Raw genomic sequence first — 23,043 nt, forward strand, 5'->3', positions numbered from 1 at the left:
ACTACGTACCTTTATTATCTTAAGTGAACCGTATTGCTTTATATATAAGAAAGAGCGCTGAAGCGCAACTACGTACCATTATTGTCTTAAAATCTACATTTTTCCATGACAAATGCAATCGATTGAAATATCGAGAACCAGAAATATTGATTCCAAATCTAAAATCCAAAATCTCAAATCGAATGACTCATAGCCTCAGCCAAATGCTTCTTCAAAGTCGCTTCTGGTAAGGGCCCTTTTAAATGACTCCAAGGCAAAACCTGATTTAAATCCCACTCTTGGAAAACATAAAAATCCATTTCCGGTAACTCTCCCCGCAACTCCTTAAAAGCCCGCCGATAACTTCCCAAAGTATCTCCGTAGTGTCGCACTAATTCCAACAGCTTAGACAATCTGCGATCGCCCTTCGATAGCAAACCCTGAATCACAGACCAGTTATAGCTTTCAGGTCTAAATTCTAATCCCAACTTCCGCAATTCTTTATCTAAAAACTTCAGCCTCTTCTCTGCATCTTTATTCACACCAAACCACTGAAAAGGAGTATGAGATTTCGGGACAAAAGTGCTGCATCCCAGAGTCAAGCGCAAACCCGGAGCGGCTTTTCTAATCGCCTTCATCATCGCCACTGTCTCCTCCAAATCCTCCATCTCTTCGCCGGGGATTCCCGCCATACCGTAAAGCTTAATCCCTTTTAAGCCACCAGCCTTAGCATTAATAGCAGCTTGAATAATTTCATCGTTAGTGAGTTTTTTATTCACAATCTTGCGAACTTGTTCGCTACCACTTTCCACCGCAATCGTCACAGACTTGCTATCTCTGTTTGTCAATATTTCCGCTAACTTAACTGTCACCGTGTTCGTGCGTACCGAAGAAAGACTCAGCCGCACTCCGTCGTATTTCGGATGGTTTAAATGCTCCAGCAATGCTTCAAATTCTGGGTGCTGAGTCACAGAAGCACCCAACAAACCCAAACGATTAGTCACAGCTAAACCGCGATCGATCGCCGGAATTAGCGAATCCTCCAAACTCGCAGTTCTAAATGGTAAAGTGAGATAACTTGCCAAACAGAAACGGCACATTTCTGGGCAACTCCGCACCACTTCCACCATATAAATATTTTCCCAAGCCGCTTTTTCTGTCACTACAGTAGAAGCAGACAAAGTATTGCCGCGATAAGTCTGTTTTTCCACCATACTAGGAATTTCAGAATCCACAGGATGAATCGATTTAATCCCCTCCGTGGCATCCAAATAAGTTACTTCGTACAAACTGGGAACGTAAACCCCAGGAACTTGCGCTAAATGCCGCAATTTAGTTTGTCTGTCGGCACTACGAACTTCTTTACAAGCATCAATAAAATTATCAATGAGATGTTCGCCATCTCCCAGCAAAATTACATCAAAAAATTCTGCAAAAGGTTCGGGATTCGCGGTAAGAACCGGGCCACCACCAAATACTATTGGATGATTGTCAGTTCTTTTTGATGCCCAAATCGGAATTTCTAGAGATTCCAATAAATTGAGAATATTTACATAATCGAGTTCCCAAGAAAGCGAAAATCCCAGCAATTCTGGATGTCGGGGAAGTGGTTCGTTGATATCAGTAAATAAACGGCTGACTTCAATATCCGATCGCACGGCTAAAGTTGCCCACACTATCTGATAGCCGAGACTGGTAATCCCCACCGTGTACTCGTTGGGAAATGCAAAAATAGTCGGAATAGCATCAGCATCGGGGGTTGCTGGGGCAAATAGCAGGCGTTCTTCGGCAAATGGATTAGGAGTCACGGGCAAGTTTAGCTTTAGGAAAATAATATCTCTTTCTTTTCTAATTTTATGCTATGGACTGACCGCCGGACAGCGATCGCCTGCGGAGATACGGATAATAAATTTGTGTCATCCGCGTATCCATGTTGGGCGTTGATGACTAACAACCGTAGGAGTTACGCACTCGCCCACAAAGAAACCGGGTTTTTTTAACTCTTATTGAGAGTTTTAAGCAAGTATTGGTTAAAAAATCCGGTTTTCCATCGCCAGTGCCGAAATCCTAAACTATTGAACCTTTTTGCCGCCCAACCAGTCTAAGGCATACAGAATTAACCAATAGTTCCCCCAGCAGCTACTATGAAACTGAAACTCAAACATGGGGCATTATTTCTCTACTTGTGGCTGTGCCCGATCGCCTCCAGCAGCGCCGCCAGTCCCCCCGACAATTCCAAAATTCTGCATCTCCTCAACCGCATTAGTTTTGGCCCGCGATTGGGCGATATCGAAAAAGTGCGATCGCACGGCACAGAAAATTACATCCAACAGCAACTCTCCCCAGAAACCATCCCCGAACCTCAGAACCTTACCTCTCGCATCAACAGGTTAGAAACCCTGCAAAAAACACCAGCAGAACTCTTTGTCGAATACGGTGTCCGCCGATCGCAAAACGGTCAAAAACCAACGCCAGAAGCAATCAGAGCCGCCAGCATCAAGGCTCGGATAATTCTCCAAGAAGCAGTTAAAGCTCGTTTATTGCGATCGGCAGAAAGTCCCCGCCAATTGCAAGAAGTTATGGTGGATTTTTGGTACAATCACTTTAATGTTTACTCAGATAAAGGATTAAATAAACTCTGGGTAGGAGCCTACGAACAAGAAGCAATTAGACCCTACGCTCTGGGTAAATTCCGGGACTTGCTAGGTGCAACTTCCCGTCATCCTGCCATGTTGTATTATTTAGATAATTGGCAAAATACCGATCCAAAAAGTATCGGAGCCAAAGGCGGATTTCGGGGATTAAATGAGAATTATGCGCGGGAGTTAATGGAGCTGCATACCTTAGGCGTCAATGGGGGTTATACGCAACAAGATGTTATCGCATTAGCTCGCATTTTTACAGGCTGGGGATTTGGGCCGCGACCATCTGAAAAGGACGGTTACAGCTTTTATTTTGATGCCAAACGCCATGATTTTAGCGATAAAGTATTTCTCGGGAAAACTATCAAAGGTTCGGGCGAAACCGAGGGAAAACAAGCTTTAACTATTTTAGCCAAAAGCCCAGCCACAGCCAAACACGTCAGTTATAAATTAGCTCAATATTTTGTGGCTGACAGCCCACCAAATGCGTTAGTCGATCGCCTCAGCCAGCGCTTTCTCGAAACTGATGGAGATATCCGCGAAGTCTTAAATACTTTGTTCCGCAGCCGAGAATTCTGGGATAAAAAAAATTACAGCGCTAAGTTTAAAACTCCCTACCAATACGTTATATCGGCGGTGCGATCGACAAATAAGACAGTAGAAAATTTTCAACCGCTGTACACAACTTTGCTACAGCTAGGAATGGCACCTTACGGCTGCCCAACTCCCGACGGTTACAAGAATACTCAAGATGCTTGGCTGAATCCAGATGCGATCGCCCGTCGGTTGAGTTTTGTCACGGCTTTGGCCACCAATCCCTTGTATTTAAACTCTCCTCCCGCTGACAACAATCAGTCGGGATGGATGTTACCTGCGATCGCAACTCCTTCTAACTCCTCTTTGCCAATGGGCCCGAGAAATAGCAACCAGTTAATAGATCCGTCGCAGTTAGCTAATATTTTGGGGAATGATTTCTCGGCGAATACCAAAAGTGCGATCGCCTCCAGTCCGGCTAATTTACGCCCCGCTTTGATTTTGGGCAGTCCAGAATTTATGCGCCGATAAAAGAAGGAAGAAGGAAGAAGGAAGAAGGAAGAAGGAAGAAGGAAGAGGGAAGAAGGAAGAAGGAAGAAGGAAGGGAGCATCTCAGTTTTGCATTTATAGTGCTGTCGAGAACTCGCGTGGGTGTATAAGCACGCGAGCGGGGACAGCACTACAATAAAAAATGCTTCTTGTAAAACTGAGATGCTCCCAGAGGGAAGAGCGTTAGCACTTTAACTTCCAATTACCAATTCCCAATTACCAATTCCCAATTACCAATTACCAATTACCAATTCCCAATTACCAATTCCCAATTACCAATTCCCAATTACCAATTACCAATTACCAATTCCCAATTACCAATTACCAATTACCCATTACCCATTACCCATTACCCATTACCCATTACCCATTACCCATTACCCATTACCCATTACCCATTACCCATTACCATGAACAGACGCCAATTTTTAATCCAAACCGGATTGCTTTCAACTTCGACAATTATGTCTGTCGGACTCCACGGTTTAGCCGTGAAAGCCGCCGCACCCAAGAACAGCAAACGATTAATTGTCATCTTTTTGCGCGGCGCAGTCGATGGCTTAAACGTAATTGTTCCCTACCAAGAAGCGAATTACTATCAATCTCGACCCAAAATAGCTATCCCAAAACCGGGGCTGCAAGGCGGTGCGATCGACCTTGACGGCCGTTTTGGACTCCACCCCGCACTCAGCGCGATCGCCCCGCTGTGGCAGCAAGGAACCCTCGCATTTGCCCACGCTTGCGGTTCTCCCGATCCCACCCGATCGCACTTCGAGGCGCAAGACTACATGGAAAGTGGCACTCCCGGCAAAAACAAGACCCCCGACGGCTGGATGAACCGCCTGCTGTCAGTCATATCCGCCAATTCCCCCGTCCAAGCCCTGAATGGTGGCACCTCCACACCCCGCATCCTGTCGGGAAAAATGGCAGTTGCCAGCTTTAGACTAGGTAAAAATGCCAGCCGCCCGATCGCCATTGACAAACCCCAAATCGGTACCGCATTCGATCGACTTTACAGCGATAGCGACCAACTAGGTCAAGCATACCGAGAAAGTCGCGCCGCCCGCCAAACCCTGCTGGCTAACTTAGATGCAGAAATGAAAGCCGCCAATAACGGCGCACCCTTAGCCGATGGTTTCCCCGGCGACGCGACGCAATTGGGGCGGCTGATGGCGAGAGACTCCAGCATTCAGCTAGCTTTCCTCGCCCTCGGAGGCTGGGATACCCACATCAATCAAGGAAGTTCCCAAGGCCAATTAGCCGCAAGATTGCGCCCTCTGGGACAGGGTTTAGCGAATTTGGTGCAGGGATTGGGTGATGTTTACTCCGAAAGTGCGATCGTAGTTATCTCAGAATTCGGCCGCACTGTGCGCGAAAATGGCAACGGCGGCACGGATCACGGACACGGAAATGCGATGTGGCTTTTGGGTGGTAATATTAAGGGCGGCAAAGTTTATGGCGAGTGGCCGGGATTGGATGAAAGTCAGTTGTATCAAAAGCGCGATTTAGCCGTGACGACGGATTTTCGAGATGTAATTGCGACTTTGTTGCAGAGTCATTTACGGCTGGATGGGGAAAAGGTCGATCGAGTTTTTCCCGGTTATAAATCAAATCGAATCGTTGGGTTAGTTTCAACAGTTGACAGTTGACAGTTGACAATTGACAGTTTGATAGCGACCTCTACCCTTAAGTTCGAGGATTGGAATAATGAATAGTCTGATTTTAATTTCTCCCTCAAAGGGAGAGGCTTTCAACCAATTCTTCTGGTAAATGAGTGAGAAAGCCGTAGGGTGCGTCGCCATTCACAATCTCTCAAAAAAATCGACTTTTCGAGTAGCGAAGCACCTGTGTTATCGCCAGCAGAGTGCAAACAACATTCGTTTGACTCCGCCAACAATTATGTCGTACAAAGACTTGAGAAAATACTATTACTCTGAAATAGAATCGCTATCATCTCGGTTTCTCGGCGGCGGTGCACCGTGAAAAGTTGCAATCAACAAACAGATAATCCCAGCATTAATAAACACATCGGCCAGATTAAATACCGGGAACCGAATGATCCGAAAATCGATAAAATCTACAACGTGGCCCAAAATAAATCGATCGATCCCGTTACCCAGTGCGCCCCCCAAAATCAAACCGTAGCCAGCTTGTTCCCAGCGGTTAATTCGCGGCCCGAACCAAGCCAAAATCATCAATCCCACACTCACACCCAAAGACAGCCAGCGCAACCAACTCGCCCCACCATTGCTAAACAAACTAAAAGCCGCACCGGTATTAACAACATAAGTGAAGTGAAATATCCCCGGTAACAGCGGCTGAGTCTGCGGAGGAACCGTCAAGTCAAAATTTTGCACCACCCAAAACTTGCTCAGGTGGTCTAAAACTAAACTGATAATAGCAGCTACCCAGAACAAGGGATTTCTTTTAAAACGCATGGATTAGGGAATAAAAGATAGGGCATCGGGCATGGGATAATTCACTCAAATCTCGCGTTTCAGCAGTTTAGCCGATCTTTCCCACCCGCAGCGAGATGACTTTCCCGTTGCAGAATGATACTATAACCCAATTTTGCACAATTACCAATGCCCTATGCCCTATGCCCTATGCCCTATGCCCCAATTCCCCAATTAATAAAACATCAAGCGGCGCAAAGTAAATGACAGAAGTGCGATCGCACAAACCACAGCCAATTGGCCTGGCAGAGGATAAACAGAATATTTCAGAATCTCATTCAATAAAGGTGTTTTTTTACCCGGAATCAGCAAGTAATTAAAAATCAGATAAATTAAGCCGATCGCGTGAACTGTAAATAAACCGCACAAACAACTAAAAGCGATCGATTCCAACCGCGAAGCAACCTTAAAAGCGACCCAGCCGCACACCCAAGCACCAGGCACGAAACCCAACAAATACCCAAAACTCGCTTCTTTAATGTAGCCGATGCCGCCACCTTGAGCAAAAACTGGCCACAAAGTCAATCCTAATACCAAATAGGCAATTTGCGAGAGAGCCGCCGCATTTTTGCCACCCATGCAGCCTACTAGCAATACTGCTCCAATTTGATAGGTAACACCTAAAGAGTACGCCTGAAGTCCGCGATCGTCCCAAAACCCGATCGGCATTGTCACAGATGCAGGCAAAAAAGTGCCTCCTATCGTTAGGAGCAAACCAATAACAGCCCAGATTAATTCGATAGGAGCAGGCATGATCGTCAAACGGTGTTCGTCAGAAGGTATTCCTCAGATGCCAGCTTCAACGCTAGCAGCATTTAAGTTCTCAATACTAGCACCTTGTCAAAACAACCACCATTGTAGGGTTTTATGGTTCTCAAGTCTGGATGTGCCGATCGCCTAATGTGGAATTGTTCGCGATCGCGCGATCGCATCCTTGTTTCTCTACTAATTTATTTGGCACATATCTAAAAAAATCACACTTGTCAAGCTCATGAATGAATTTAATCTTGGTTAACATTAGATTAAGATAAAATGTAAAGATTTTTAACCTAAGCTTTACTTTCGCGCGATATGCTAGTGCGCGACACCCGTATAACGATCGCAAATTTCTATACTTATGATTTTTCGTATCAACTTGATAAATCCGAATCGTGTTACCACAGCAATTTCTGCTATGGCGATCGCCCTCAGCTTAGCAGCTTGCGGCGGCGGCAGCACAACCACCAGCAGCAGCCCCAGCCCCGGCAGCGACACCGCAGCAACCCCCGGCGCTGCCCCCGTTGCAGCAGCAACCAACACCAAACTCGCCCTCGCCTCAGACGTAGCAATCACAGCAGCAGGCGCATCATTCCCCGCACCTCTATACCAGCGTTGGTTTCAAGACTTCAACAAAATCAACCCCAAAGTACAAATTAACTATCAATCAGTAGGTAGCGGCGCCGGAATCGAACAATTCACCAAAGGCACAGTAGACTTTGGCGCTAGCGACACCGCCATGAAAGACGACGAAATCGCCAAAGTTCCAGCAGACAAAGGCGTGATTTTGTTGCCCATGACAGCCGGCAGCATCGTTATCGGCTACAACCTGCCAGACGTACCCGAACTCAAACTGCCACGGGATGTTTACACAGAAATCTTCCAAGGTAAAATTACCAAGTGGAACGACCCCAAAATTGCCGCAGCCAATCCAGGCGCTAAATTGCCAGACCAAGCCATCACCGTCATCCACCGTTCCGACGGTAGCGGTACAACAGCCGTCTTCACCAAACACCTGAGCGCCATCAGCCCCGACTGGAAAACCGCAGTAGGTGACGGCAAAACAGTAGAGTGGCCCAAAACAGGTACTTTTATTGGTGCAAAAGGCAACGAAGGCATCACAGCCCAAATCCTGCAAACCGCAGGCAGCGTCGGCTACATAGAATACGGCTATGCCAAAAACAACAACGTCAAATTTGCATCTTTGCAAAACAAAGCAGGCACCTTTGTCACACCTACCGACGACTCAGCTTCTAAAGCTCTAGCAACAGTGCCCCTGCCGGAAAACCTGCGAGCATTTATCGAAGACCCAGAAGGCGCTGAATCCTATCCAATTGTCACCTACACTTGGATGCTCGTCCCCAAAAAAGTTGCTGACCCCAACAAAGCTAAAACCATCGAGGCAATGGTTGAATACGGCTTAAATGAAGGTCAAAAAGTTAGTTCTGAATTGGGCTACGTTCCTTTGCCTGCAAGTGTTAAAGAAAAAGTAGCCGCGGCGGCCGACGGCATCAGCGCCGACTACAAAATTGAAGTTGCCAAATAGCGATTGAAGGAAGAAAGAAGAGAGATATTTCTGTAGGGGCGGATTCACCAACAATAATTGCCTAAAACCAATAATCTCGTAAACCCGCCCCCACCCAAAGGTAAATCGCAATCTACGTCTTTCAAAATCAAAGCGGCGGGCTTCACCAGAAATATTTGTTGAAAAGTCACGGGATTAATCAACCCGCCCCTTTGATTTTTTTATTCTTTTTCTTTCTGCTTTCTTCCAGCTAGCTTTTTCTTAAAATTAATCTTTCTCACTACTATTATTTGGGTTTTTTGTTTATGGTTTCAGATAATAATAGCCCTCAATTAGAGAGTCGATCGCGCTCAAGAGCAGAAAAGTCGTTAGACCAAGCCTTTATCTGGCTGACGCGCATTTTGGGCATCGGAGTGGGTGTAATCTTGCTGGTAATCGCCGTGACGGTTGCTTATAGAGCGTTACCTGCGATTCAACAGTACGGTTTGGGATTTCTATTTAGCAGTAGCTGGAATCCGGTTAAAGAAGAGTACGGCGCGCTGCCGATGATTTATGGGACGATCGTCAGTTCGGCGATCGCGCTCCTAATTGCGGTACCATTAGGAGTAGGGACTGCAATCTTCCTGAGCGAAGATTTTTTGCCGCTCCCAGTACGCACAGCTTTAGTTTTTTTAGTAGAACTTTTAGCCGCCATTCCCAGCGTAGTCTACGGTTTGTGGGGAATTGCTGTATTGATTCCCATACTTACCAGCATCGGAAAGTTTCTCAACGGTAACTTTGGATGGCTGCCGATTTTTAGCACTCCGCCAGTTGGCCCGGGAATGTTACCTGCCGGAGTAATCTTGGGAATCATGACTTTGCCCATTATTACTGCTATCTCCCGCGACTCTTTAGCCAGTCTCCCGCCCGAATTGCGACAAGCATCTCTAGGTTTGGGAGCAACTCGCTGGACAACAATTTTTAGAGTGCTAGTACCCGCAGCTTTTTCCGGGATTGTCGGCGGAATCATGCTCGGCCTGGGCCGCGCGATGGGAGAAACAATGGCAGCCACCCTGTTAATTGGCAATTCCAATCAGTTAAGTGCTTCAGTGCTAGCTCCTGCAAATACTATTGCTTCTTTGATGGCAAATCAATTTGCCGAAGCTTCCGGCTTGCAAGTGTCTGCTCTGATGTACACGGGACTAATTCTGTTTATCATGACGCTGATTGTTAATGTTTTGGCAGAGTGGATTGTTTCTCAAGTAAGAGCCAAGTACAACTAGAAGTTTGCCACAATTTCCTAATAGCTTTATTTATGTCAAATCCCGTCCCTGACGAGAATTCTTTAGAACAGAAAGTAGGCAGTTTAAAGAAGGTCAAAAATAGCCCTAGAACTCTGTTAAATCTGGCGATGACCGGAATAGCTGGAGCTTGTATGGCTATCACTCTGCTGCCTTTGTTTGCAGTCCTTTCCTACGTAACCATACAGGGTTTTAACCGCCTAAATTTAGACTTATTTACCAAATTGCCACCCCCGCCTGGACTGTCGGGAGGCGGTATCGCTAACGCAATTATCGGTACATTAATGACCGTAGGAATTGCCTCTCTAATTGCTGTTCCTTTTGGCGTATTGGCCGCCGTTTATTTGTCAGAGTTCAGCAGCGGCGAAGTCGCTCGCTGGGTGCGCTTTGCAACTAATGTCCTCAGCGGAGTTCCATCGATTATTGCAGGTGTATTTGCCTACGGTTTGTTCGTGGTAAATATGGGAGGTTTTTCGGCAATTGCAGGAGGCGCGGCGCTGGCTGTGCTGATGTTACCGACGATTGTGCGGACTACTGACGAAGCTCTACAAATTGTCCCGCAGGATATCAGATGGGCGTCGGTTGGTGTGGGTGCTTCTAATTATCAAACAGTGTTGCAGGTGGTTTTACCTGCGGCAATTCCGGCTATTTTAACTGGTGTGACTTTGGCGGTTGCTCGCGCTGCTGGTGAAACTGCTCCTTTGATTTTCACGGCGCTGAATTCGCCTTTTTGGCCGGCTGGATTTGATAAGCCAACTCCGAGTCTTTCGGTTTTGGTTTACAACTTTGCAACGGTTCCTTTTAAGGCACAGAAAGAATTGGCTTGGGCTGCTTCTTTGATTTTGGTGTTGATGGTTTTGCTGACGAGTATTCTGTCTCGTTGGGCTACTCGCCAAAAGGTTTATTGAAGTCATTAGTTATTTGTTATTTGTTATTTGTTATTTGTCATTCGTTGGGGGTGGCCAAGAACCAATAACCAATCACCAATAACATTTTCATTTGTAAAATTCGATTGGAGTATTAAGTGTATGATGAATCTGGCAAATAAGACTGAAACTGTTTTACGTACTGAGAATATCAATATTTTTTACGGCGCTTTTCACGCGGTAAAAAATGTTTGCATGGAGATTCCCAAAAATCAGATTACTGCTTTAATTGGGCCGTCTGGCTGCGGTAAAAGTACAATTCTGCGATGTTTTAACCGCCTCAATGATTTGGTTAACGGTTTTCGTTTAGAAGGCCGAATTGATTATCACGGTCAAAATCTTTACGATCCTGATATTGATGCTGTGGAGGTGCGCCGCAAGATTGGGATGGTGTTTCAAAAGCCGAATCCTTTCCCGAAGTCGATTTATGACAATATTGCTTACGGTGCGAGGGTGAATAACTATAAGGGAGATATGGATGAGTTGGTGGAAAAGTCGCTCAAACAAGCTTATTTGTGGGATGAGGTAAAGGATAAGCTGAAGCAAAGCGGTTTTTCGCTTTCGGGTGGCCAGCAGCAGCGTTTGTGTATTGCTCGGGCGATCGCAATTAATCCTGATGTAGTATTGATGGATGAACCTTGCGCTTCTCTTGACCCGATTTCGACGATTAAGATTGAGGATTTGATGCGGGAACTCAAGGAGAAGTATACAATCGTGATCGTTACTCACAATATGCAGCAGGCTACTCGGGTTTCTGACTTGACTGCTTTTTTCAATGCTAAAGTTTCTGACGATGGAAAGCGGTTTGGCTATCTTGTGGAGTGTGACAGGACTGAGGTGATTTTCCAAAATCCGAAGGAAGAGTCTACTATGGATTATGTTAGCGGCCGTTTTGGTTGATTTGCCGGAGTCTCCAACAGGTTGAAACAATCGCCCTACACGAACGACGACAATCAAATTGGTTCGTAGTGAGGACTTTAGTCCTCATCCGTCACAGGACTAAAGTCCTTACTACGAACCAATTCAGACTTGACACTCCTCGGCAGACAGGCACGAGGATTCTTAAGACATTTCGATCTTAATATCCCGCGCAAGCGTGGGTTCTTGGGCGCAATCCTTTTGCCTTAAAAGGTGGGCTGCTATCCTTGTCTTACAACAAGCTCCTCAAGCGTTTAGGGATTTAAAATCCCTGGTTTCACGTCCTGGCCCGCGTACCATTTCTAAAACTTGATCTTTAGTTGTTTGTGATTGACTTTAATTACGATTTTTCCTGGCTTTGCAGCGAGATACTTAATCCTTAAAATCTAATTTTAGACTAGAATTGATTGCCCCCAAAGTCAATACTATGTTACATTACTTAATTATGGAAAAAGCCGGCCACTGAAGAAAGGGTTTTAAACCCAATTTCTTGATAACTGAAGAATCCCGGTTTCTTGGAGGAGCCGAGATTCTTGGTTTTTATGTTTAAAAGCTCGATCGTACTTTTTGCAGATACAAGTCGCTGATTTTTTTGGGAAGAATTTTTAAAAGAGTTCACATTTTCTTCATCCAATACTTTAACAGGTTTTCTTTGACCATGTTTTGCCGCATCACTTCTAGCAAATATTCCTGAGCTTGGTCTTGACTCAATGTTTTGACTTGTTCGCGCAGCACTTGCAATTTAAACTGCTGTTCCATGCTGAGGCTGGTTGTAGGCATATCCATAAAATCGCTCCTCCAGTTTGTTACGTGAGATCGATGCGAGATAGATCGGAATGACGTTCCGCAGGCTTTGTTGTGTTCCCTATATTGTAAACTATCATAACATCTGCTTGACAATATGTCCAAAGTACACATTTTGAAACTAATTTGTGTCGCAAAAGTACATCTAAGTGGGGGGAGCTTTATCATAAAACAGGGATAAAAACCGGGAAGCCTAAGCCAAAGGAGCTATTTTGTATGGATGCAATGGAGTTTTTTCAGAGCAGTGCTGGGGAGTGGCGATCGCAGCGCAGCACTCACCATCTGGCTTTTCGCCAAGCGGAGATTGGAGATTCAAATATTCAAGTAACGGCGCTGGGTGCGGATGACGATCGAGTGGCTGAGATTTGCCAGATGCACGAAGTCGATCCGAGTCGGGCTGCTGGGGGAGCGTTTGTGACTTGGCACGGCACTATGGCGTGGGATAAGGATGATGAGAATCATAAGGGGTCTACCGTATTCGCGATCGTCCCCGATCCTGAAAATCCGCGGCAGGGTTTGATGTTGCGGGAACGGGGCTACGCGGAAATTGTGCCGGTGGCTGGCCGTTTTGAGATGGATGATGAAGATGCGCTGCTGCTGATTACCGAATACGAGACCATGAGTTCGATCGAGCGTTTTTGGTTTGCGACTCCGAACGTGCGGATGCGGACAAGTGCGGTAAAGCGCTTTGGCGGTTTCAGCACATCGACTTTTTGTACGGAAGTTCGCGTGCAACCAGACTCCGATGCAGCTAAGCCAGCAGCAGAGGATCAAGCCCCTCCCAGCCAGTTTTACTCGGCTCTGGGCTGGTAATTTATTTTGCTGCCCACTGCCCACTGCCCACTGCCCACTGCCCACTGCCCACTGCCCACTGACAACAAATGTTACAGATTGTTGCAAAAATTCAGGAAAATCGGATTTAGATTGCGGGAATCCCCTAATCTGTATGTTGGTTAGTTGTATCCGTTATGCTGGCAGCTCGCGGTGTCAACTATTTCTGAAATTTGAGATAACGGAGATTTTAACGTGGCGCTTCCTTTATTAAGCTACGCCCCCAAGAGTCAAAACCAGCGCGTTGCTGGTTATGAAGTAGGGGGCGACGAGCAGCCCAGAGTTTTCACAACTGAAAATGTGCTCTCGTCCGGGGACATGGAAAATTTGATTTGGGCTGGATATCGTCAGATTTACAGCGAACACCAAATCCTCAAGAGCAACCGCCAAAAGTCTTTGGAGTCGCAACTCAAGTTCGGCCAAATTACTGTGCGGGATTTCATTCGCGGTTTGGCGACTTCGGGGCCTTTCTTGGAACGGAATTACCAAACTAACAGCAACTACCGGTTTGTGGAAATGTGCGTGCAGCGCGTTTTGGGCCGGGATGTTTACAGCGATCGCGAAAAGATTGCTTGGTCGATCGTAGTTGCAACCAAGGGGCCTCAAGGGTTTATTGACGAATTGGTCAATAGCGATGAGTACCTCGACAACTTCGGCTACGATACAATTCCTTACCAAAAACGCCGAATTTTGCCTCAGCGTGTTGGAGGGGAAACTCCTTTCAATTTGAAGACACCTCGCTACAACGAGTACCACCGCTCGCAGCTTGGCTTCCCGCAAATCATTTGGCAGAGTACAGTTCGCCGTTTTGTTCCTCAAGAACAGCAAGCGAAGGCTGGCGATCCGTCGAACTATTTGAATATGGCTCGCAATATGTCCATGCCTGCTACTCCGCCGCAGCGCGTATCTCTGGCTAATATCAATATTGCCACGATGGTTCCTCGCCGCTAATTGATACTGCTTGGTACTATTGTTTGTGTCGGGCTATGGATTTAATCGATCAGTTTTTAGGCTGAGAGAGTTTTGAGTCTTGAGTTTTGAGGTTTGAGTTTTTTATTAAACTCGGAATCCAAAACTCAGGACTCATAATTTTTTGTCCGTGGTTAGTAGTTAGTAGTTAGTGGTTAGTAGTTAGTGGTTAGTGGTTAGTAGTTAGTGGTTAGTGGTTAGTGGTTAGTGGTTAGTGGTTAGTGGTTAGTAGTGCTGTCCCCGCTCGCAAACAGTAGTAGTGCTGTCCCCGCTCGCGAACAGTAGTTAGTAGTCATCAATTCCCAATTATTAATTCCCCATACTCAGTTACCAATTATCAAATATGAGCTCGCAGGCGCAATATTTTTAGCAGAGTGTTGAATTGATCGGGTAAAGGCGCGATCGCCTCAATCAACTCTCCGGTTAACGGATGCTGCAATTGTAGCCGCCATGCGTGGAGGGCTTGTCCGGTTAAATTTACGCCGATGGAACGGTTGCAACTGTACATCGGGTCGCCGACTATGGGATGTTTAATTTCGGCTGTGTGGACGCGAATTTGATGGGTGCGGCCTGTTTCTAATTGATAGTGCATTAAGCAATAGTTGCCGATTCTTTCTTTGATTGTCCAGTGAGTAACGGAGGGGCGGCCGCCTTTTTGTTCTGGTACTACTGCCATTTTTTTGCGGTCTGTGGGATGCCGGCCGATGGGTAGGTCTATTGTACCTGTTTCGGCGTTAGGAACTCCGTAAACTACGCCTAAATATTCCCGGCGGGCGGTTTTGGTTTTGAGTTGGGCTTGCAGGTTTTGGTGGGCGATGTCGGTTTTGGCGATCGCGATCGCACCTGTTGTATCTTTGTCTAATCTGTGGACGATTCCGGGGCGTTGAACGCCGCCGATTTCTGCGAGGGGACAGTGGGCTAACAGGGCGTTGACTAATGTACCGTCTAGATGTCCGGCGGCTGGATGGACGACTAATCCGGCTGGTTTGTTGATGATTATTAGGCTGTCGTCTTCGTAGAGGATGTCGAGGGGAATTGCTTGGGGTTCTAATTTTGTGGGCTGGGCTTCGGGTAAAGTGATGTGGATGCGATCGCCCGTTTTGACTGATATTTTTTTCGAGGTGCAGGTTGCGTCGTTGACTTTGACGTTGCCTTGTGATATCAGGGTTTGGATTCGCGATCTCGATAAGTCTGGTATCTGGTTTGACAGCCAAATATCTAATCGCTGAGTGACATTAGTTTGATTAAATTCCTCTGTATTTTCTACTGTATATATCTGTGCCGTAGTGTTTGTTTCTATCATTTAATTTTTACTGTTTTTTGCCTTTATTAAGCAGGAATTGCGTAAAAAGAAGACAGGGCGGTTGAAACCGCGTCTATAAAAACAAAACCCGCCTCCGCGGGTTGAAGACAAAGGCAATTAAAATTACCAGAAAGAATTGGTTGAAAGCCTCTCCCTTTGAGGGAGAAATTAAAATCAGACTATTCATTGCTCCAATCCTCTTCCTTCTAGGTAGAGGTCGCTCTCAAACTGTCAACTGTCAACTGTCAACTGTAGCAGCGGTTTCAACCGCCGTCTGCTCTTTATATTCTAACATTTTTTAGTCTAATTGTCAATTTCACCGACAATTATCACAGTGCCCGCAGCGCATAGATGTAGCTTCCTTGGTAAAGCCAAAAGCTTGCAGCAAAAATTGCCACCTGCACTCCCGATGCTTGAGATATTTTGCCATTTCTTCGGGGGCGGTAAAGTTTTGTTTGCCACCTTTTTGTTGTGCGGATTTGTCGATCGCATAATTGAAAGGATCTTCCCATCTTAACTGTCCGCTGCTGTGCAAGATCGAAAGGGCGATCGCACTTTCAGGGAATTCCCGCCCCACAGCATCTGCATCGCCCTTAGCTGGGAGTTGTTTCGCCAACTGCTGGGCTTCTCGAAATTGCGATCGCAATTTGTCTTGAAAAAATTGTGCTCTTTGTTTGTCATCGGGATAAAGCAAACCCGTCGGTTCGCTAATCAACGTCAGGGCGATCGCAGATTTGCCGTCGCGTCCGCCTCTACCTATTTCCTGAATGTATTCCGATAATAGCAAAGGTGCTTGAAAATGAACAACCCAGCGCACATCCGGCTTATTAATTCCCATCCCGAAGGCGCAGCTACAAACAACAAATTTCAGATCGTTATTCAGCCAAGCTGTTTCTATTTTTCGCCGCGATTCTGGACTCAAACCTGCATGATAGGCTGCCGTTTTATAACCCGCATCTTCCAACAAATCCGCCAAGTTTTCGCTATCTTTTCTAGTGCGGACGTAGACTAAACCTGCTTCTTTTGGTCGAGCTTTGATAAAATTTAATAACTGTTGTCTCCGCCCTCTGCGTGTCCAGACAGTTTGCACTTGCAGGTGCAGGTTAGAACGGTACGGACTGAGCAAAAAAGCTTCCGGCTTGTGTAGTTGCAAGACTTTGTTGATTGTTTGCTGCGCTTGGGGGTTGGCGGTGGCGGTGAAAGCTGCGATCGCAATTTTAGTTCCTTCCGGCTTAGATTTTAACAAAGCCGATCGCACTGTACCCAAACGGCGGTAAGCTGGTCGAAAAGTATCGCCCCACTGGACTAAACAGTGAGCTTCATCTAATATTAAACCGTTGATTGGGATGTGCGGCTGACTGATAATTGCCCAAACAGGTTTGCTGAGTAATGTTTCGGGAGACAGGTACAGCAATCTCAACTTGTTTTGTTGCAGCGATTGCATAGTTTGTTGGCGCTGCTGTGTTGGTAATTGACTGTGGAGGAGGGCAGCGGGTAAATTGCGATCGCGCAATTCTTGCACTTGATTTTCCATCAGTGCGACTAACGGCGAAATCACCAAAGTTAAGCCTGTTTGTAATAAAGCTGGCAGTTGAAAGCAGATTGATTTGCCACCACCTGTCGGCATAATTATCATTGTATCTTTCCCGGCTAACAAACTGCTGACGATTTCTCCTTGAGGCGGCCGAAAGTCGTCGTATCCCCAGATTTGTTTGAAGGCGGCGCGGGCTTGATTTAATAATCTTGGTTCGTATTTCATTTGACTGAGTTAAAAAAATGTCTAGTTTTGCCACAACTAACGAATTTTTGGTAAATTCGGATCTTGGCGACAAGTCGAGAGTGGTAATTGTTCGCCACCTTGTATCGTGGTAATTCTGATTCGATTTCTATCTGTTACCACATCCAAACAAGCACAACCATATCCATAATTGACATTAGTTTTGACATATTCATCGTCGTTAAAAGGAGGAATATTATCCATTCCTCCGGCTTGATATCCCCCTTGCGCCGAGATAATCCACTGAGCATATTTGTCTTTGAGATACCAATTAGCAGGCGTGGGATTAATCAACCATCCGCACCTGGTTTCAGCCGCTTTCGCAGGAATAACAACGATCGAAAAAGATGAGATAATTGCAGGTATCAACCACTTTAGTTTCATAGCTTTACATCGTAATTTTTGAGCGACAATCATACAGGAATTACCTGCTTCAACAAAAGAAACCGGGTTTTTTAGCGAATCTGCGGGTGACAACGAAATATTGTCGCAAAAACCCGGTTTCTGACTACCTGCGCGTCCAGGAGTGTCCCAAATCCAAAATCTAAAATTGCCTAAGACTCGCCGTCTCGGCGCCCGAGTTCGTACACGCCACCGCCAATACAGGCGATCGTCCCCATAGATACCGCCCAACTGGCACCCAACGACAATTCGACGCCCCAATTGCACAATCCGCCCACAATCAAAAAGGGCAGAATACTCAACAGGGAAGCATAAAAGGCATTTTGAGCTTCTCGGGCTTGGCGGGTTCTCTCAAACTCCGCTTCCGAGGTGTAGAGGGATCTTTCGGCAAAATTCATCCAGCGGTTGAGTTGCAGGATTACCCATTCTGTGATGGGTGATAGACCCCAATACAGGGCCAAAGACCATAATGACGCACCGGCGATCGCAGTTGCGTCTATGGCAAAACTAAAAGGAAAAATTTCAGTAAGCATTGCTTGATGTTATAAATTTGAGATTTCAGACGACATCCAAAATCCCCGAACTACTATAGTGTCAAGCAAAAGCTCGATCGAATTCAACCGCAGCCGAAATTCTGAGGCCATTTTTTTTTGCCTTACCCCCGCGTAAATGCCCGGAAGCCTTGACACGGGTTTTGGATGGAGTAAGATACACGTTGTTGATAAACTGATTCGCGAAGGAAGGGTAGATATCAGACGCCATCTTGCAGCGAATTGGCACTCCTCAACGCACACTCGCACACACATTCAACTTGTTCGCCGTGAAAAAAATCCTGCAAGACTCTAGAGGCCCGCTGACGGTAAAACGCTTTTTTCGTTTCAGACAGATGCTGCTGCTGGCACTTTCGATCGGCATTGTGTTGATCAGCCCTTATTTGCAGCAGCAGGTGGTCAAAGCTCAGTCAGGTTTACCAAGCAGAGTAGCGACGGGTAATTTGTGGCAAGAAGCTTCTTTTCCAGTGGAAAGTTTTGAAGCCTATACTTCCCCCTTCGGCCCCCGCGGCGGGGATTTTCATTACGGTTTGGACATGGCGGCCCCGGAAGGCAGCTACATCCGCAATTGGTGGGGGGGTCAAGTTGTGGAAGTTTGGGAAGATGGCAGGTGCGGTACTGGTATGGTAGTGCGATCGGGAAATTGGGATCACATCTACTGTCACCTCAAAGGTAGGGTGCAAACCGCTAACGGCGGGCGTTATTATATCGATCGTGAAGGCGGCCTGCAAATTTGGCAGGGTCAAACTGTGCCGGCCGGTGCGAGAATTGCCAGAGTGGGGATGACAGGGCGCACGAGTGGGCCTCACCTGCATTGGGGATTGAAGTACGGCGGCCGCTGGGTAGATCCGGCTTTGGTACTTCGCGAAATGTATTCCAATCAATCTTAATTAGTCTGGGAATGAGGACTGAAGTCCTCACTACAAACTTGTAATTTTTAGGTTTGTAGTGAGGACTTTAGTCCTAATTCTTCTTAGTTTGTAGTGAGGACTTTAGTCCTAATTCTTCCAAAAAGAAGGACTGAAGTCCTCACTACAAACCTTACTGTAGTGAGGACTTTAGTCTTAATTCTTCCAAAAAGAAGGACTGAAGTCCTCACTACAAACCGGGAGCATCTCAGTTTTGCATTTATAGTGCGAGCGTCCCCGCTCGCGTGCTTGTATACGCACGCGAGCGGGGACGCTCGCACTGTGAAGAAAAAATGCTTCTTGCAAAACTGAGATGCTCCCCTACAAACCTTACTGCAAACATTTAATCACTGCTGACTAATTCACGTTGGGGCTAACTCTTTTTTTGTTGTCAACTCGGTGTATCGATCGACAATTCGGCGAAATTCCTCACCATCGATGGTTTCTTCATCCAACAGCGCTTCGACCAGCTTGTCTACCAAAGCGCGGTTTTCGCGGATAATCCGGCGGGCTTCTTCGTAGCAGTGAATAGCGATTTCTCGGACTTGCCGATCGATCTTCATCGCCATTGCTTCAGAATAATCCGATCGCGAATTCCAGTCTCGGCCCAAAAACACCTCATTGTTCGGACTTTCCAAAGCCACAGGCCCCAAATCCGACATTCCGTAAAGCGTTACCATCTGTCTCGCTAGCTTGCTGACTTCTGTGATATCGCTGCTGGCGCCCAGAGTTACTTCCGCATCGCCGTAAACTTCTGCCTCCGCAGCCCGTCCTCCCAAAGCTACAGTAATCCGGCTTAACAGCCACGCCCGACTCCTCAAACCTTCGCTGTCGAGCATTTCTTCGTCGAGCACGTAGTTGGCAAAGCCTGCGATGCCACCGGAACGGGGAATAATCGTTACTTTTTCTAGGGTGTCGGTATTTTTGAGCATAGTTGATACGAGGGCGTGTCCGATTTCGTGGTATGCTACCAGCCACTTTTTCTTACTGTCGAGCAGCGGATTCAGAGTCAGCCCGATCGTAATTCGGTCGATCGCATCATTAACTTCCAAAGTACCAATCGTGTCTTTGCGTCGCCTCGCTGTCAGAATAGCTGCTTCATTGAGCAAGTTTGCCAAATCAGCGCCGGAAAAGCCTGGAGTGCGACGGGCAATCATGTCTAGGGCAACTTCCTCGTCGAGTTTTTTGTTGCGCGCGTGCACTTCCAAAATCCCCAAACGCCCTTTGTAACTGGGCAAATCTACCGTTACTTGGCGATCGAACCTACCGGGCCGCAGCAAGGCAGTATCGAGCACGTCGGGGCGGTTAGTAGCTGCAATCACAATCACGCCGCTGTTACCCTCAAAGCCGTCCATCTCTGTCAGCAACTGATTGAGAGTTTGTTCGCGTTCGTCATTTCCGCCGCCAATACCAGCACCGCGCTGCCTTCCTACGGCGTCTATTTCATCGATGAAGACGATGCAGGGCGCATTTTCTTTAGCTTTGCGGAACAAGTCGCGGACGCGGGAGGCGCCGACTCCGACGAACATTTCCACAAATTCGGAACCGGAGATGCTGAAGAATGGGACGGCTGCTTCACCTGCGATCGCTTTTGCCAACATGGTTTTACCTGTTCCCGGAGGCCCGATTAACAGAACTCCTCTGGGAATTTTGGCGCCGATGGCGTTGAAGCGTTCGGGTTTTTTCAGGAAAGTGACAACTTCTTGCAGTTCTTCTTTAGCTTCTTCGATACCTGCTACGTCGTCGAACATCACGCCGGTTTTGGCTTCCATTTGGAAACGGGCTCGGGATTTGCCGAAGTTCATGGCATTTCCTTGCGATTGGGTCGATCGACGCAGGATAGCCATCAATACTGCCAACACTGCAAAAATTACCAGCAAGTTTACTACTAAACTAACTGCGGCCGCGTTGTCGGCTGTTTGTTTGACTTCAAAGTCGATCTTTTTGGCGCGGATTTGCGAGTAGAGTTCTCGGTTGTTGTAGTCGAAGAGAGTAACAATTTGCGCCTGATCGCTTTTTTGATCTTTTAGCCTAACTTTGGCAGTTCTTTGGATTTCATCTATTTCGACTTTACTGACTTGTCCTTTTTCTATGTTGTCGATGAGTTGGCTGTAACTCATCGTGTTGTTTGGCGCGCTGTCGGCAAACACCGGGGTAGAGAGCAATATTCCTTGAGAAATCACCAAACTACCCAGGATGCGCCAAAGATTTCGTCCTGGAATTGATTTTTTAGGATTCTGCTGGCTCGATTTGTCTTTGTTTTCAGCTAGATGTCCCAGCCATGCGTGTTTCCAAGAATTTTTCATATTACTTTTTGCCCAAGGTGGAATACTGCCAAGATTGACCGCTTGTGGTTTGCTACGTTCGTTTATTTTAACAAGATGCCGGGTGTTCAATGGGTTTATCTGTCGATGACATCTCAATAGGTACCTGAAGATGCAGGATTTTGAACCCACTGCGACTCAGAAACCGGGTTTTTTCGCGGCATCAGGGGCTTTCACCAAGAATTTTGGCAAAAACCCGGTTTCTCTGTCCCTCCACTGAACTTACCAGAAAGAATTCGTTTAAAGCCGGAACCTTGAGCGGGAGAAATTAAAATCCGACTATTCATTACTCCAATCCTCGGACTTCCAGGTAGAGGTCGCTCTTAACTGTCAACTGTCAACTGTCAACTGCCAAGAATCTTGGCAAAAACCCGGTTTCTCGGCCACGTCAAATCCCAAATCTAAAATCGATTGACATTTGCCGATCGCACTTGTTAGACTAATCATAGTCGTAATGAGTACGTCTTAGTCAAGCAGTTATTGTTTTTCAACTCCTATGGTAAAGATTGTCGGCATTGGTGGAAGTTTGCGGGCTGGCTCCTACAGCCAGTTAGCGCTGACGGTAGCAGCAGGACGGGCGCAGGCCCTGGGCGCAGAAGTTGAAATATTCGATTTGCGATCGCTCGATCTGCCCTTCTGCGACGGCGAGAATGATTATCACGATTACCCGGATGTGGAAAAGCTGCGGAATGCGGTACGCCAAGCCGACGGTTTAATTTTGGCAACGCCGGAGTATCACGGTAGCGTTAGCGGTGTTCTCAAGAATGCCCTGGATTTGATGAGTTTCGAGCATTTGGACGGGAAAGTTGCGGGTGCAATCAGCGTGTTGGGAGGACAAGTCAACAACAACGCCCTTAACGATTTGCGAACGATTCTGAGATGGGTACACGCTTGGGTAATTCCCGAACAAATTGCGATCGGACAAGCTTGGAAAGCTTTTAGTCCTGATGGTAAATTGTTGGATGAAAAACTGTCTCAAAGGTTCGATGAATTTGCTATGAGTTTGGTAGAAAATACTAAAAAATTGCGAGGAATTTCGTAACACATTTTCCTAACTGTCAACTGTCAACTGTCAACTGTCAACTGAATTAAAATGGCATATCGATCGCATCCCCGAAAGGATGCGGTACGTCGATCGGCATTCTTCCGGGTTTAGACTCATAGTTGTCAATCCACTTTTTGGCCAATTCCAAAGCTTCCTCTTCAGTTTTGGCATTTTGGACGGCGACGTGGCGGTTGCCGCAGCTATCCCAAACTTCGACGTAGAATACTTTCTGGGATTGAAGAATCCAACCTTTATAAGTGTCTGCTGGTTCCATACTTAAAATCGTAAAATAATCCGGCGGGGAGTTGGACTGACGACCTAATTATAAATATTGCACCGTGTAAAATGAATTTTACAGGGGGTTCTATAGTATTTTTGGAAAAAAGTCAGTGTTACGGTTAACCTCGTCATTGACCCCAGCCCAAAGGCATGGGGCTTGAAAGAGGAAGGCTCACCACCTTCACAAATTCAGGACTAAACCAGTGTCTAGCCTACGTCTTTAAGACAAACTGAACTGTCTGGGAGTGGTATCCCGCAAAACGTTAAGAATGCCTCCCTAGTTTT

The 23,043-nt window shown here is 46.6% G+C and carries 20 protein-coding genes; 10 read left to right on the plus strand and 10 right to left on the minus strand.

The annotated features are described in order from the left end of the window. Positions 1-173 precede the first annotated feature (173 nt). Positions 174-1,787: a radical SAM protein gene (locus JGK20_RS08520; RefSeq protein ID WP_293175635.1), complete on the minus strand. Its 1,614-nt coding sequence runs from the start codon at positions 1,785-1,787 to the stop codon at positions 174-176. A 336-nt stretch (positions 1,788-2,123) separates the two neighbouring features. Between JGK20_RS08520 and JGK20_RS08525 the strand changes: the two genes are divergently transcribed. Both JGK20_RS08525 and JGK20_RS08530 read left to right on the plus strand, forming a co-directional pair. Continuing rightward, complete coding sequence (locus JGK20_RS08525) at positions 2,124-3,686, plus strand: DUF1800 domain-containing protein (protein WP_293230058.1); 1,563 nt, start codon at positions 2,124-2,126, stop codon at positions 3,684-3,686. Between the two features lie 428 nt (positions 3,687-4,114). Beyond that, positions 4,115-5,353 carry a DUF1501 domain-containing protein gene (locus JGK20_RS08530; protein ID WP_293189792.1) on the plus strand — a complete coding sequence of 413 codons (1,239 nt, stop codon included), beginning with the start codon at positions 4,115-4,117 and terminating at the stop codon, positions 5,351-5,353. 279 nt (positions 5,354-5,632) lie between these two features. On the opposite strand, the gene lspA is transcribed toward JGK20_RS08530, so the two are convergent. Together lspA and JGK20_RS08540 are read right to left on the minus strand one after the other, a co-directional pair. Then, entirely contained in the window at positions 5,633-6,142 is a 510-nt protein-coding gene (gene lspA, locus JGK20_RS08535; RefSeq protein ID WP_293175629.1) for a signal peptidase II, read from the minus strand. Between the two features lie 192 nt (positions 6,143-6,334). Then, positions 6,335-6,913 (minus strand): biotin transporter BioY, encoded by a 579-nt coding sequence (locus tag JGK20_RS08540; RefSeq protein ID WP_293175627.1) that lies wholly within the window; start codon positions 6,911-6,913, stop codon positions 6,335-6,337. Positions 6,914-7,277: 364 nt separating this feature from the next. On the opposite strand from JGK20_RS08540, the gene pstS reads away from it, so the two are divergent. The 4 genes from pstS to pstB all read left to right on the plus strand — a co-directional run bounded on the left by pstS (position 7,278) and on the right by pstB (position 11,547). Further along, positions 7,278-8,462 carry a phosphate ABC transporter substrate-binding protein PstS gene (pstS, locus tag JGK20_RS08545; protein ID WP_293197541.1) on the plus strand — a complete coding sequence of 395 codons (1,185 nt, stop codon included), beginning with the start codon at positions 7,278-7,280 and terminating at the stop codon, positions 8,460-8,462. Positions 8,463-8,746: 284 nt separating this feature from the next. After that, positions 8,747-9,703 carry a phosphate ABC transporter permease subunit PstC gene (gene pstC, locus JGK20_RS08550; RefSeq protein WP_293175623.1) on the plus strand — a complete coding sequence of 319 codons (957 nt, stop codon included), beginning with the start codon at positions 8,747-8,749 and terminating at the stop codon, positions 9,701-9,703. 32 nt (positions 9,704-9,735) lie between these two features. Further along, the gene (pstA, locus tag JGK20_RS08555) at positions 9,736-10,629 is read left to right on the plus strand and encodes a phosphate ABC transporter permease PstA (RefSeq protein WP_293189794.1); all 894 of its coding nucleotides are present in this window, start codon (positions 9,736-9,738) and stop codon (positions 10,627-10,629) included. Between the two features lie 123 nt (positions 10,630-10,752). Continuing rightward, positions 10,753-11,547: a phosphate ABC transporter ATP-binding protein PstB gene (gene pstB / locus JGK20_RS08560; RefSeq protein WP_293211188.1), complete on the plus strand. Its 795-nt coding sequence runs from the start codon at positions 10,753-10,755 to the stop codon at positions 11,545-11,547. Positions 11,548-12,180: 633 nt separating this feature from the next. Here pstB and JGK20_RS08565 read toward each other — a convergent pair. Continuing rightward, positions 12,181-12,351, minus strand: coding sequence for an NblA/ycf18 family protein (locus JGK20_RS08565; RefSeq protein WP_293154509.1), 171 nt, complete (start codon positions 12,349-12,351; stop codon positions 12,181-12,183). Between the two features lie 234 nt (positions 12,352-12,585). Here JGK20_RS08565 and JGK20_RS08570 point away from each other — a divergent pair, with 234 nt between their 5' ends. Both JGK20_RS08570 and JGK20_RS08575 read left to right on the plus strand, forming a co-directional pair. Beyond that, positions 12,586-13,182, plus strand: a complete 597-nt coding sequence (locus JGK20_RS08570; RefSeq protein WP_293189795.1) for a phycobiliprotein lyase — start codon at positions 12,586-12,588, stop codon at positions 13,180-13,182. 213 nt (positions 13,183-13,395) lie between these two features. Next, positions 13,396-14,151: a phycobilisome rod-core linker polypeptide gene (locus JGK20_RS08575; protein WP_293175615.1), complete on the plus strand. Its 756-nt coding sequence runs from the start codon at positions 13,396-13,398 to the stop codon at positions 14,149-14,151. 355 nt (positions 14,152-14,506) lie between these two features. Here JGK20_RS08575 and JGK20_RS08580 read toward each other — a convergent pair whose 3' ends face one another. The 4 genes from JGK20_RS08580 to JGK20_RS08595 all read right to left on the minus strand — a co-directional run bounded on the left by JGK20_RS08580 (position 14,507) and on the right by JGK20_RS08595 (position 18,184). Continuing rightward, the gene (locus JGK20_RS08580; RefSeq protein WP_293230061.1) at positions 14,507-15,472 is read right to left on the minus strand and encodes an RluA family pseudouridine synthase; all 966 of its coding nucleotides are present in this window, start codon (positions 15,470-15,472) and stop codon (positions 14,507-14,509) included. 316 nt (positions 15,473-15,788) lie between these two features. Continuing rightward, complete coding sequence (locus tag JGK20_RS08585) at positions 15,789-17,231, minus strand: RecQ family ATP-dependent DNA helicase (protein WP_293230063.1); 1,443 nt, start codon at positions 17,229-17,231, stop codon at positions 15,789-15,791. Between the two features lie 36 nt (positions 17,232-17,267). Beyond that, positions 17,268-17,633, minus strand: a complete 366-nt coding sequence (locus tag JGK20_RS08590) for a DUF4087 domain-containing protein (protein ID WP_293175609.1) — start codon at positions 17,631-17,633, stop codon at positions 17,268-17,270. A 170-nt stretch (positions 17,634-17,803) separates the two neighbouring features. Further along, positions 17,804-18,184: a hypothetical protein gene (locus JGK20_RS08595; protein WP_293175607.1), complete on the minus strand. Its 381-nt coding sequence runs from the start codon at positions 18,182-18,184 to the stop codon at positions 17,804-17,806. Positions 18,185-18,471: 287 nt separating this feature from the next. Between JGK20_RS08595 and JGK20_RS08600 the strand changes: the two genes are divergently transcribed. After that, the gene (locus JGK20_RS08600) at positions 18,472-19,092 is read left to right on the plus strand and encodes a M23 family metallopeptidase (RefSeq protein ID WP_293175605.1); all 621 of its coding nucleotides are present in this window, start codon (positions 18,472-18,474) and stop codon (positions 19,090-19,092) included. Between the two features lie 380 nt (positions 19,093-19,472). Here JGK20_RS08600 and ftsH read toward each other — a convergent pair whose 3' ends face one another. Continuing rightward, the gene (gene ftsH / locus JGK20_RS08605; RefSeq protein WP_293197547.1) at positions 19,473-21,416 is read right to left on the minus strand and encodes an ATP-dependent zinc metalloprotease FtsH; all 1,944 of its coding nucleotides are present in this window, start codon (positions 21,414-21,416) and stop codon (positions 19,473-19,475) included. Positions 21,417-21,930: 514 nt separating this feature from the next. Between ftsH and JGK20_RS08610 the strand changes: the two genes are divergently transcribed. After that, a complete protein-coding gene (locus tag JGK20_RS08610; RefSeq protein ID WP_293175601.1) occupies positions 21,931-22,476 on the plus strand; it encodes an NADPH-dependent FMN reductase in 546 nt (181 codons plus the stop codon). Between the two features lie 46 nt (positions 22,477-22,522). Here the strand turns inward: JGK20_RS08610 and JGK20_RS08615 are convergent, their stop codons facing one another. Then, the gene (locus JGK20_RS08615) at positions 22,523-22,753 is read right to left on the minus strand and encodes a hypothetical protein (RefSeq protein ID WP_293175599.1); all 231 of its coding nucleotides are present in this window, start codon (positions 22,751-22,753) and stop codon (positions 22,523-22,525) included. Positions 22,754-23,043 lie beyond the last annotated feature (290 nt).

The organism is Microcoleus sp. PH2017_05_CCC_O_A, assembly GCF_020738785.1.
Classification (GTDB): Bacteria; Cyanobacteriota; Cyanobacteriia; order Cyanobacteriales; family Microcoleaceae; genus Microcoleus.